Here is a 12,627-nt window from a genome sequence, read left to right on the forward strand (position 1 = left end):
GCCACCCTGCGCGCGGCGCGCGGGGCGACCCTGGCCGCCCCGCTGCTGGCCGCGGACGCGCTGCCGCGTTTCGACGTGTCGGCCATGGACGGGTACGCCGTCAGCGGCGACGGGCCCTGGCAGCTGCGCCGCGATATCGGATTCGCCGGCGGTGAGCGGCCGGTGGGCCTGCTGGACGGCGAAGCGGTCCGCATCGCGACGGGCGCGCACGTGCCCGACGGAACCAGTTCGGTGGTGCGCGACGAGTTCGTGCACATCGACGACGACGGCACCCTGTACCGGCTGCCGGACACGCCGATCCGCGAGGATGTGCGCCGCCGCGGCGAATACTGGCTGCCCGGTGCGGAAGTCGCGCCCGCGGGCACCCCGGTCAATGCCGCGCTCATCTCGGTGGCCGCCAGCGCGGAGGTCACCGCGGCGCCGGTCCGCGGCCCGGTGCGGGCGCGAATCGTGATGACCGGTGACGAGATTCGTGGGGAAGGCCCGCTCCACACCGGCCAGACCCGCGACGCCATCGGCCCGGTGCTGCCCGACATTCTGGCCTGGTACGGCGTCACCACCATCGACCGGGTTCACCTGCGCGACACCGAGAATGCCTTCGACGAGGTGCTGGCGGCCGCGGCCGACTGCGATCTGCTCGTCATCGTCGGCGCGACCGGCGGCGGCGCGGCCGACCAGCTGCGCTCCGCGCTGGACCGCACCGAGTCCGCCGTGCTGCTGCGCCGGCTGCGGCTGCGGCCGGGCGGCTCCACGGTGGCCGCCCAACTGACCTCCGGCACAGTCGTTCTGGGACTGCCCGGCAACCCGTTCGCGGCCATCTCCACGCTGCTGGCGCTGATCGGCGCCACCGTGGAGGGCATGACCGGCGCGAAGCCGGCGCGCCGGGTGCTGGGCCCGCTGGCCAACGCGGCCGAGCTGACCGCTCCGGTGGCCCGCATCGTCCCCGCGCAGGCGCTGCCCGGTGGCGGCTTCCAGGGCGACCTGCGGCTGCACACGGCCCATCTGGCCGATCTGCTGGACCGCGACGGCCTGGTGATCGTTCCCGCCGACGCCGAGGACGGCGCCCTGGCCGAGTTCATTCCGCTGCGAGGCTGAGCGCGGCGTCCCCCATTCCACCGGGCTCAGCCGGGCAGACCGAGAACGGTCAACAGCTGGCCCGGGTAGGCCGCGCCGTCGATGCGACCGGTCTGGGCGAAAACCCGGCGGCGCACGCCGGTGACCGGGTTGCGCATGTGCAGGGTGAAGACGTGGGGCGCGAACTCGACGCCGCCGTCGGACCACGCCTGCCGGAATTTCGGGAATTCCCCGAGGTCCCGGATCAGATCGGCGAATCCTTCGGAATTTCCGGAACGGCCGATCAATGCGCGCATCCAGCCCGCGATCAGCCGGGCGTCCGACTCCCAGTTGACCATCACTTTCACGGCCAGCTCGTGACCGAAGAACCAGCGCAGCATATTGCCGTGCCGCGGCAGCCCCGGGAACGCGTCGTGCCAGGGGGCATTGCACGCCAGCAGATTCGACCGGATGTCCAGGAGCGCGGCCATATTCGGGCTGTGCAGATCGAGGGTACGGACCATCTCCGGGGTGATGACCGCGCGCAGTTCCGCCGGGGACGGGACCTGGTCCGATCCCAGGCCGGCGAGGTCGTCGAGCTGGCGGCGGTCTGCGCTGGACAGCGGGACCAGCCGGTCCAGATAGCGGGTGAGCGCGGTCACCACTTCGCGAGTCGGGTTTCCGCGGTCGCCCTTCTCCAGATGCGTTATGTAGCTGGCACTTACGCCCGCATTGAATGCCAGCCGTTCGCGGGATACACCGCGATTGTCACGCAGCCGCCGCAGCAGGTTTCCGAACGTGGGTGCTTCGAGTTCCCGAAATTCCTGTCCGAATGCCGCTCTCGCGCCCAATGGTTCCCTCCTTCTCGGAATCTCGATGGCCCACCTCGCCTCCCCGTAGAGGCACCACTGAGATCCGCTTCAGGACGGATACTTACACAGATTGGGATATGAACTGCTCAGCGCCGCAAATCCAATCAGTATCACCGAATAATCCTGTTGGTATATGCGACACGGGATCGGCGATGGACGGCGGGAAGTCCGATCTCCAAACTACCGTCAAGCCCCCAAAGCCAGGGACTGTTCCGCGGAAGAGTTTTTCGCTTCCCGTGAACGCGCTGGATCCGGGGCGGGCACCGCGTCGAGCAGGCGGCGCGTGTACTCCTCGCGCGGGCTGCCGAACACGGCGTCGACCGGCCCGGATTCGACGATACGCCCTTCTCGCAGGACCGCCACCCGGTCGGCCACCTGATGCACGACGGCCAGATCGTGACTGATGAACAAGCAGGCGAATCCGTACTCGGCGCGCAGGTCCGCGAACAGGTCCAGCACCCGCGCCTGCACCGAGACGTCCAGGGCGCTGGTGGGCTCGTCGGCCACCAGCAGGCGCGGCGCCAGAGCCAGCGCACGGGCCAGCGCGACACGCTGGCGTTGCCCCCCGGACAGCTCGCCGGGGCGGCGTGTCGCGTACTCACGCGGCAGCCGTACCGATTCGAGCAGTTCGCCGACCTTGGCGCGGAGCAGCGCGCCCGACGCCGCCCGGTGCACGCGCAGCGGCTCCCCGATCGCGTCCTCGACCGATCGCCGCGGATCCAGCGAGGCGGTCACGTCCTGATGCACGAGTGCGACGTTCTTGCGCAGCCCGCGCAGTTCGCGACCCGGTAGCCCGGTGAGCGGAACTCCCTGCAACACCACCTCTCCCGCCGTCGCGGGCACCAGGCCGAGCGCGGTGCGGCCGAGAGTGCTCTTGCCCGAACCGGATTCCCCGACCAGGCCGATCACCTCGCGCGGGACCAGCGTCAACGACACGTCCCGCAGGGCCTGGAACTTCTTGCCGTGGCGGCGGTAGACGACCGAGAGATCGCGGACGCGCAGCACCGGTTCGGGGTCGGCCACGGCGGCCGCATTCGACTCGGGCTCGGCGGCCACCACGGCCACCGGGGGCACCGGCGCCGCGCCGTCCTCCGGCAGCACCGGGACGGCGGCCAGCAGTTCCCGCGTGTACTGCTCGCGGGGACTGGCGAAAAGCGCACGGACCGACTGTGTTTCGACCACCTCCCCCGCCCGCATGACCACCACCCGATCCGCGATGGCGGCCACCACGCCCAGGTTGTGGGTGATGAACAGGATCGCGGTGTCGTTGCGGCGCTGCAGGTCCCGCAGCAGGTGCAGGATCTCGGCCTGGACGGTGACGTCGAGCGCGGTGGTGGGTTCGTCGGCGATCAGCAGGTCCGGTTCGCCGGACAGGGCCAGCGCGATCACGACCCGCTGCTTCTGCCCGCCGGAGAGCTGATGCGGATACCAGTCGACCCGCGTCTCCGGTTCCGGGATGTCGACGAGGCCGAGCAGTTCGATGGCGCGGGCGCGGGCCTGCGCCTTGCCGATCGGCCGATGGGCGCGCAGGGCCTCGGCGATCTGGCTTCCGATGCGGCGCACCGGGTTCAGGGCGGTCTGCGGCTCCTGGAAGACCATGGCGGCCCGGGTGCCCCGCAGAGGCCGCAGCTCGTCCTCGGTGGCGCCGATGATCTCGGTCCCGTCCAGCCGGACCGAGCCGGTGGCGGTGGCGCCGGCGGGCAGCAGGCCGAGCACGGCGCGCGCGGTGAGCGATTTGCCGGAGCCGGATTCACCCACCAGTGCCACGGTCTCCCCGCGCGCCACCTCGACGTTCACGCCGTGCACGACCTCCCGCACACCGAAACGTACTGCCAGGTCACGAATGACGAGCAAGATCTCGGCGGTCATATCACCCTCCGGGCGCGGCCCAGAGCCTGGGCGATCAACAGGAATCCGAGCGTCAGCGCCGACACCACCACCAGCGGCCCGACCGCCATGGCCGGATTGGCGTCCAGATTGCGGGTGGACTCGGCGATGAGGGACCCCAGCGACGGGTCCGGCGGCCGCACCCCGATGCCGATGAAACTCATGGCGCTGTCCACGAACACGGCCAGCGACAACGACAGCGCCAACTGCACCCCGAGCGGCTCGATCACATTGGGCAGCACGTGTTTGCGCAGGGTCCAGGCGGTGCTCGCGCCGATCACGATGGCGGCCTCGACGAAGGGCTGCTCGCGCACGGCCAGCACGGCGGCGCGGATCTGCCGGCCGAAGATGGGGACCTCGGCGGCGATGATCACGATGGCGACCGCGTGCGCGCCCGGCCCGGTGACGGCGGTCAGCGCGATCGCGAAGATGAGCGCCGGGAACGCCAGGATCAGGTCGAACACGCGCTGCGCCAGCACATCCGCGACCGGATCCACGGTGGCGGCCAGCCCGATGACCGAGCCGACGACCGCGCCCGCCGGCACCGCGAGGAAGGCGATCAGCAGGTCGACGCGGATGCCGTACAGCAGGCGGGTGAACACATCCCGGTTGAGGTGATCGGTCCCCAGCCAGTGCTCCCCGCTCGGCCCGAACAGATTGGCCCCCGGAATCTGCTCCAGCGGACCGTATTTCGTCAGCAGCCCGGCGGACAGCGCCGCGCCCGCGATGACGGTGATGAGCAGCACTCCGGCCAGCCCCTGTCCGCGAGTCAAGGCCCGCAGCGGCGACCGATCCGGATCGGCCACGCGCAGCGGACTTTCCGCCGCTGCCCCCGGCGCACCGCGCTGCCCGGCCCCGGTCGCGCCGGGCAACTCGGGCGCAGCGTCGTCGGACACGTCCACAACGGCGGGTGCGGGCGCCGCCGCCACCGTGTTCGCGGGCGGATGCCCCGGTGCGCCCGGCGGAGGATCGGCCACCGGGTCCACGGGCAGGACGCTTGCGGTCACGGTGTGCTCGCTCATGCGCGGCCTCCGATGCGGATGCGGGGATCCAGGTACGCGTGGGCGATGTCGGTGAACAGCTGGATCGCCACGAACACCGCCACCGAGAACAGCAACAGCGCCTGGACGACCGGGTAGTCGCGGCGATTGATGCCCTCTTCGATGAGCCGGCCGATACCCGGCCACGCGAAGGCGGCCTCCACCAGGACTGCACCGCCGAGGAGATTGCCGGTCTGGATACCGAGGGTGGTGAGCATGGCGGGCAGGGCGTTGCGCAGGGCGTCGTGGGTGACGATGCGGCGACGCGGGACGCCGAGGGCGCGGGCGGTGAGGATGTACGGCTTGGCGAGTTCGGTGCGCAGCGCCTCGGTGAGGAATCGGGTCAGCGCCGCCGACACCGGCAGGGCCAGGCACACCGCGGGCAGCAGCAGGTACTGCACGGCGATGTCGGGCCGGGTGAGGAAGCCGTCCGGTGGCAGGCCGCCCGAGGGCAGGACGGGAATGGTCACGGCGAAGACCAGCACCAGCAGCACACCGGTCACGAAGACCGGGATGGCGACGGTGACCGTGTTCGCGGCGGCCACGATCACGTTGAGCCAGCGGCGATCCCACAGCACCGACGCGACCGACACCGCCAGGCTCACGACGACCGCGAGCAGGAGCGCCGCGCCCGCGAGGATGAGCGTGTTGGACAATCCGCGGCCGATGAGGTCGGAGATCTGGCCGCCGATGAGGTACGAGCGGCCCAGGTCGCCGGTCACCACGCCGCGCAGCCACGACAGGTATTGGGCGGGGATGGATCGGTCCAGTCCGAGCTGATGCCGGATGGCCGCAACGGTTTCCGGCGTGGCGTCGGCTCCGGCGAGGATGGTCGCCGGATCGCCGGGCACCAGCCGCAGCAGCAGGAAGATCAGCACCGAGGCCCCGAACAGCACCGCCAGCGCGGAGGGGACCCGGCGCAGCAGGTAGGCGGTCATGCCAGGAACGCCTCGGTCAACGCGAGTTCGCGCCGCTTGGTCCAGTTGAAGCCGTGCAGCTTCCGGGTCGCCGAGCCCTGCGAGTACCGGACGCCGATCTCGATGAGGAACAGGCTGTCCAGCAGCTGATCGCTCAAGGCCTGGTAGGCGCGGACCGCCTCCGGGCCGGTGCTCTGCGGCAGCTGCCAGGCCGCGTCGGCGGCCGCAACGTAGGCGGGAGATTCGAAGTGGGAGGCGTTCTTCCGGGCGTTGAACGGGTACGCGCTGACCGTGAGGGTGGAGGGCACGAACTGCGCCCAGGAGTGGTCGGTGATCCACAGGCCCGGGAACTGCGCGCCGATCAGCTGCTTGACGAAGGTGGCGTTGTCGGTGGGCGCGAGCTCCACCTCGACGCCGACCTCGGCGAGGTTGGCCTGGACGATCTGCGCGGCGGCCTCGTACGCCGACACCGCCGTGTTGTAGGTGAGCGGGATCTTCGGCGGCTTGGGCAGCTGCGCCAGGATCTGCTTGGCCTTGGCCACATCGCGCGAGTACCGGGTGTTGCGGGCGGCGTCGAAGGCCGGGGAGTTCTTGGGCCACGGCAGATTCGCGGCGTAGCCCGCGCCGCGGAACACCTCGGCGATGATGCGCTCGCGGTCGACGGCGTAGGCGATGGCCTGCCGCAACCGCACGTCCGACAGCGCCGGGTCGGCGACGTTCACGCCGACGTAGATCTCGAGCTCGGCGCCCTCGTAGGTGTGGACGCGGTAGCCGTCGGCCTTGGCCAGATTCTCGTTGTCGCGGTAGGTGACGCCGTCGGCGAGGTGGATCTGCCCGGTCTTGAGGGCGTTCAGCTGCGCCTGGTTGTCGGAGATGATGGCGATCTCGACCCGATCGAGGTAAGGGCGATCCGGCACCCAGTAGTTCGTGTTCTTCTCGAACACCAACTGCTGGTTGGGGATTCGCTGCACGAACCGGAACGGCCCGGTGCCGATGATCTTCTCGCCGGTGCCGAGCTGATCGATCGATTCGCTGTCGAGGATGGGCACGGTGTCGAGCAGGTCGAACAGATTGCTCAGCGGGTGCGCCAGGGTGAGCGTGACCCGGTGCGGGGCGCTGGTGTCGATGCCGGTCACGGCGGCGGCGGTGCTCTTGAGCTGGCCCGACCATTTCGGGTCGGCGTAGGTGCGCAGCGAGAACTCCACGTCCTTGGAGGTGAAGGGGCGGCCGCTGTGGAATGTCACGTCGTCGCGCAGTTCCAGGGTGATGGACTTGCCGTCGGGCGCGACCGTCCAGCTCTTGGCCAGCAGCGGCTGTGGTTCGAGCTTGTCGTGCGGGTACCGCACCAAGGACTCGAAGACCAGGCCGACCACGTACGGCGTGGTGCCGGTATTGGTGAGCAGGTTGGCGGGGACGAGGTCGACCAGCACGCCGTACTTCAGGGTCCCGCCGCGCACGGGTTGCGCATTGTCGTCGCCGCCCTTCTGCCGGCTCACCGCCGAGGTGCAGGCGGCCAGCGCCCCGCCGCCGAAGATCGCCAGGGCGGCGACGGCCGAGCCGCGCAGGAAGTGACGGCGGTGGAGGGCGCCGGGGGACGAATTCATCTGGAAATCCTCGAGTGTGGACCGATCGCTGGATTGTGTGCGGCGACGCTAACCGCGAATGCATGACGGATCACCGGTTGCACGCAGCCAGAGTGAAACCCTGGCCGCCACACCGGCGGGCGGCCTTTGCTGGGGAGCATGTCAGTCCCCGCCCATGCCCGTGGTTATGAGAGTTTCTCCGGTGAGATCGGCCGCACCACCGCCGATTCCACACCGGAATGGCAGTATCCGCCGGTCGCGCCCGCCGGCGCGCCGAATGTCGTGGTGGTGCTGGTCGACGATATGGGGTTCAGCGATATCGGCCCGTTCGGTTCGGAGATCGACACCCCGGTTCTCGATCGGCTGGCCGCGAATGGATTGCGGCTCACCAACTTCCACACCACGCCACTGTGCTCGCCGTCGCGGGCCGCGCTGCTGACCGGAATCAACTCCCACCGCGCCGGTTTCGGTTTCGTCGCCAATGCCGATCCCGGCTATCCAGGGTTGCGGCTGGAACTGGCCGACGATGTGCTGACGCTGCCGGAAATCCTGCGCGCCAACGGATATGCGACGTACGCGGTCGGGAAATGGCATCTGGTGCGCGACGCCACGCTGCATCCGGCCGCGCGGCGCGATTCCTGGCCGACGCGACGGGGATTCGACCGCTATTACGGCTCTCTGGAAGGCCTGAACTCCTTCTACTACCCGAATCAGCTGATCTCGGACAGCTCGCCGGTGAATATCGAGGAGTATCCCGAGGACTACTACCTCACCGACGACTACACCGATCACGCGGTCGGCTACATCAAGGAACTGCGCGCGCACGACGCCACCAAGCCGTTCTTCCTCTACTTCGCGCACACCGCCATGCACGGTCCGTTGCAGGCCAAACCCGAGGATCAGGCCAAGTATCGGGGCCGCTACCGCGAGGGATGGGATCGACTGCGGCAGAGCCGATTCGCCTCACAGCTCGCGCAAGGATTGTTCCCGCCCGGGACCGAGCAGAAGCCGCGCAATACCGAGCCGGGCTACGAGGCCCAGGAATGGGATGCGCTGACCGACGAGCAGCGCTCGCGGTTCGAGCGGTACATGGAGGTGTACGCGGGCATGGTCGACAGCATCGACCAGAGCCTGGGCCGGATCGTGGACACCCTCGAACAGCTCGGCGAGCTGGACAACACCATCATCGTGTTCACCTCGGACAACGGCGGCACCGCGGAGGGCGGGCCGGAGGGCACCCGCACCTACTTCGCGCAGTTCGCCCAGGTCGACGAGCCGGAGTGGGAGCGTGACGTCCCGCACGACGACGAGCTGATCGGCACCGCCAAGCTCGGCGTGCACTATCCGCGCGGCTGGGGACAGGCCTCGAACACGCCGTTCCGGTTCTACAAGGGCCAGACCTTCGCGGGCGGGGTCCGGGTGCCGTTCGTGCTGTCCTGGCCGCGGGGGCTGCCGCGGACCGACGGCGACAGCGGGGTGCGCCAGGAGTACGTCTACATCACCGACCTGGCTCCCACACTGCTCGACCTGATCGGCCTGGAGCGTCCGAGCGTCCGTAACGGGCTGCCCGCCAAGGACTTCGACGGGGTCTCCGCCGCGCGGGTGCTGCACGATCCTTCTGCGGTCTCCCAGCATGTCGAGCAGTATTCGGAGATGACCGGGCATCGCGGCTTCTACCGCGACGGCTGGAAACTGCTCGCCCTGCACGAGCCCGGCCGCGACATCGACGACCCGCGCTGGCAGCTCTTCGACGTCCGCACCGACCCGACCGAGCTGCACGACCTATCCGGGCAGCTACCCGACAAGGTGACCGAACTGGCCGCCGCGTGGGACGAAGCCGCCTGGCGCAACACGGTTTTCCCGCTGCTCACTCGTGGGGATCTGGCACGGCGACGGCCCGAGGAGGCGCGGCTCGCCGATCCGGTCCGGATCCTGCCGGGCACGCCCACGCTCGAGCGATACCGTTCCCAGCGGCTCATCGCCTACCGCGACTTCACCGTCACCGTCGAACTCTCCGGTTATCGGGCCGGGGACGAGGGCGTCCTGGTCGCGCACGGTGACCCGCTCGGCGGCTACCTGCTCTACATCGAGAACGGGCGACTGATCTTCGGCTACAACGCCTACGGGCGGTACGCCACCCTCGACGCGGGCGAAATCCCCGAGGGCAGTCGGCTTCTCACCCTGTCGGCGACGGTCCGGCCGCACCTGCGGTGGGACTTCACGCTGGGCATCGACGGGGTGCGGGCGGGCGAGTTGCCCGGCCAGGTACAGCTCGTGGGCATGTCACCGTGGACCGGAATCTCGGTCGGGGTTGACGCGCGTGGGCCGGTGTCGTGGGATCTCCGTGAGCGCCGGGGTGTGTTCCGGTACAGCGGGGAGGTTCGGGCTGTGACGTATCAGCCGGGGGCTGTGGGGGTTTCCGAAGAGACGCGGCAGGCGTTGGAGAGTGAGGCGGAGTTGGTCGCGGAGTAAGAGACTCAGAGATCAAGAGATCAAGAGACCAAAAGATAAAAGACGCCTGGAGAAGAGAAGAAAAGACAAAAGAACGAAGAGCCGAAGAGCACAAGACGCCGGAGCGGTTGGTCTCTGAAAGGTGATGCGTGCAGTCCCGGCGTCAGCCCAAGTCCGGCAGGGCAGGCGACGTAACCACACTCCCCGTCGCTTTGCGCACGCCAGCAGCAGACGAGCAGCCGGGTGTCACGCTGCCCGTGAGCGCCACATTCGGCAACTGGAATCGACGGCAGCCGCGATCGCCTGCCCCACACGATGACGATCGTTGACACGTGGCGTGCCGGTGGGATCAAGACTCTTCGGCGCAATCCACCCCGTCCGGCCCGCGTGGGGCGAATCTTTACCCATCACAACGGTTTTCCAACCATCGGGCCCATCATTGATCAACGCGTGGCAGTGATCGCACGCCAACGTCAGGTTGGTGATGTCGGTCGGCCCGCCCTTGGCCCAATCATTGACGTGGTGGGCGGCGCACATGTTGGCGGGTTGTTCACAACCCGGGCGAGTACAACCCTTGTCCCGAGCCAGAAGCGCCAATCGTTGGGCGCGGTTGGCGGTGCGTCGGGAGCGCCGCAGGTAGAGCGGCATCCCGTCACCGTCGAGGACCGCGATGACCGGGCGGGTTCCTTCGGCCATCTTCAGGGCCTCGTTGATCGAGATCTGGGTGCCCGACGCGGTGGTCGCGACGCCGGTGCCGTTCTCCAGGTCGGACAGGCTCATGGTGAGCACGACCTCGACCGGCAGCACACGGTGCATGCCCAGGGTCCGCATGCTCACACCCGGCTGCACCAACGCCAGCAACGCGTCATGGGTCCGCTGCCCGGCATCACGACGATCACGACGCGCGGCAGCATCGAGGATGCTGTCCGCGATGAACCCACCGGTAGAGGAAGGGCTTTCGGGGTCCTCGACGTTGCACATGCCGGGACGAGCGAGCTTGGCGAACACCGCATCCAGGCAGGCACGCAGTTCCGGGGTGATCCACCCCTCGATGCGCGTCATACCGTCCACGCCGGGGCGGCACAGGGTGATCCCGCGACGGCGACGACGATCCGCGTCGGAGACGACCTTCCCATCGGGGTCGAGGCGGGCGAGGATGTCGCGGCCGATCTTGAGCAGGTCATCGGGCCACCCCCTGCGGGAGTAGTCGACGAGGATCTGTTCGGCCTCCGCCCGCGCCCCGGCGGGAACGTCCACGGGCAGATGATTCATCACATCCATAATGTGGCGCACGTGATCGCGGGAAATATCCCCGGCCGCAAACGCTTCGGCCGTTACCGGGAGCACCGGCGGGGCGATGTGTCCGGTCTGCTGCACGAATTCGCCGCAGTGGTGGGTGATCTTCACCCGCACCGACGCGTCGTAGCGTGAAAGCCCGAGGGTGTGGCGCAGGAACGGCACCATCTTCCCCGCGCCACTGCGTGAATGCAGGGACCGTTCTCCCGCTTCGATAATTAGGCGGGTATCCAACGCGGCGAGCTGACGCTTGCAGGTTTCGAGCTGCTGCATCAACGACACGACGTCCTCATCGGAGAAGTCGGTCATCTTCCCGCCCTGGATGGATTCGGTCAGGGTCGAGACCGCGGCTGCCAGTTCGGCGATACCGCAGTCGTCGAGTGTCACCCCATTCGAATCCATGCCTCCATATTACGCCCACATGATTGCCCATGGAACCCGAAATGCCCGGCCTCCCTTAATATTTCGACAATTTGACGATACCGTACCAGCCCATCGTCATCCATTTCGGATACTATTCCGAATAGGTCGCCGAATCAGTCGATCGGCCTGCGAATCTCTATAGCCGCCCTCCATATCCGTACCCCGCTGTTAGGGTTGCCGCCGCGATAGTCCGAAGGATCGTTTTCGGACGCAGTACATACGGGGAGATGTCGGTGGATTTCAACAAGATTCAGGCGAGTGCGGGAGAGCCGGGTGCGATGCTGCAGCAAGCCCCGGCGGATTGGGACCCCCAGGCACCGATGCCACCCATGCCGCCGCCTCCGTCAGAGGGACAGTTTCCGAACGGTACAGCTCCCCAGTACGGCACCGCACCCCAGTACGGCACCGCGCCGCAGAACGGCAACGCGCCCCAGTACGGGTTCGCTCCCTACGGTCAGGCCCCGGGCCCGTATGGGTACGACCCGTACCGCCAGTTCCCCCAGTTCCCGGCCACCATGCCGGGTTCGGTCCGTGCGGCACAGGTGATCTCGTTCATCTTCGGCGGTCTGGGATTGGCGTTGACCGTGCTGGCGGGCGTGATTGCCGGAGCGGGTGCCGCCGGCGCGATGTGCTTCGGTTACCTGTTCCCGATGATTCTCGGCGTGGTCGCCCTCGGCTTCCGGAACGGGAGCGGCGGGACGCGAACCACCGCGCTCGTCCTGGCCTCCATCGAGATGGTCATCGGTTTGGGCGGCGTGGGTGCGAAGCAGCCTCCGGGCCTGCTCGGGCTGATCGCCAGCCTGGTGATCGTGATCCTGCTCGCCCAGTCCGGTTCCGCGGCCTGGTTCAAACGGCCCCGGTAATCATCCAGCAATCAAAAGGTGTGTTAACAAATATTAAGTAAGCGAGAACCAACCGTTTCGGAAGCTTCACCGCCACTGGTCCGAAACACCTTCGCGGGAACACGTTTCACCGGGCGCGGGAGGGTTTTCCCAGGTCGCGACCGGAGCGTGTGACCCCGGCCGCTACCCCTCAGTGACCGGAACATTGCGGCGATCTCACAGCTCACAAATCCGTTTCGAGCATTGTGAGCAAACCGTTTTGA

The 12,627-nt window shown here is 68.3% G+C and carries 9 protein-coding genes; 3 read left to right on the top strand and 6 right to left on the bottom strand.

The genetic code is table 11. The features are described from left to right. Positions 1-1,095 (top strand): molybdopterin-binding protein (locus ABZ412_RS35105; RefSeq protein ID WP_357289393.1); only part of this gene is annotated, 1,095 nt, incomplete at its 5' end. 26 nt (positions 1,096-1,121) lie between these two features. Here ABZ412_RS35105 and ABZ412_RS35110 read toward each other — a convergent pair. The 5 genes from ABZ412_RS35110 to ABZ412_RS35130 all read right to left on the bottom strand — a co-directional run bounded on the left by ABZ412_RS35110 (position 1,122) and on the right by ABZ412_RS35130 (position 7,373). Continuing rightward, positions 1,122-1,904, bottom strand: a complete 783-nt coding sequence (locus ABZ412_RS35110; RefSeq protein ID WP_357289396.1) for a helix-turn-helix transcriptional regulator — start codon at positions 1,902-1,904, stop codon at positions 1,122-1,124. Positions 1,905-2,111: 207 nt separating this feature from the next. Next, positions 2,112-3,794, bottom strand: a complete 1,683-nt coding sequence (locus ABZ412_RS35115; RefSeq protein WP_357289399.1) for an ABC transporter ATP-binding protein — start codon at positions 3,792-3,794, stop codon at positions 2,112-2,114. After that, positions 3,791-4,834, bottom strand: coding sequence for an ABC transporter permease (locus ABZ412_RS35120; RefSeq protein ID WP_357289402.1), 1,044 nt, complete (start codon positions 4,832-4,834; stop codon positions 3,791-3,793). Before ABZ412_RS35120 ends, ABZ412_RS35115 begins: the two co-directional genes overlap by 4 nt. After that, positions 4,831-5,790 (bottom strand): ABC transporter permease, encoded by a 960-nt coding sequence (locus ABZ412_RS35125; protein ID WP_357289404.1) that lies wholly within the window; start codon positions 5,788-5,790, stop codon positions 4,831-4,833. Before ABZ412_RS35125 ends, ABZ412_RS35120 begins: the two co-directional genes overlap by 4 nt. Further along, a complete protein-coding gene (locus tag ABZ412_RS35130; RefSeq protein ID WP_357289407.1) occupies positions 5,787-7,373 on the bottom strand; it encodes an ABC transporter substrate-binding protein in 1,587 nt (528 codons plus the stop codon). The genes ABZ412_RS35125 and ABZ412_RS35130 overlap by 4 nt, the downstream gene beginning before the upstream one ends. Before the next feature lie 138 nt (positions 7,374-7,511). Here ABZ412_RS35130 and ABZ412_RS35135 point away from each other — a divergent pair, with 138 nt between their 5' ends. After that, on the top strand, positions 7,512-9,824 hold the full coding sequence (locus ABZ412_RS35135; protein ID WP_357289410.1) for an arylsulfatase: 2,313 nt from the start codon (positions 7,512-7,514) through the stop codon (positions 9,822-9,824). A 225-nt stretch (positions 9,825-10,049) separates the two neighbouring features. Here the strand turns inward: ABZ412_RS35135 and ABZ412_RS35140 are convergent, their stop codons facing one another. Next, on the bottom strand, positions 10,050-11,486 hold the full coding sequence (locus ABZ412_RS35140) for a DUF222 domain-containing protein (protein ID WP_357289413.1): 1,437 nt from the start codon (positions 11,484-11,486) through the stop codon (positions 10,050-10,052). A 269-nt stretch (positions 11,487-11,755) separates the two neighbouring features. On the opposite strand from ABZ412_RS35140, the gene ABZ412_RS35145 reads away from it, so the two are divergent. Next, entirely contained in the window at positions 11,756-12,385 is a 630-nt protein-coding gene (locus tag ABZ412_RS35145; RefSeq protein WP_357289416.1) for a hypothetical protein, read from the top strand. Positions 12,386-12,627 lie beyond the last annotated feature (242 nt).

This window comes from Nocardia sp. NPDC005746 (genome assembly GCF_040630785.1).
GTDB lineage: Bacteria > Actinomycetota > Actinomycetes > Mycobacteriales > Mycobacteriaceae > Nocardia.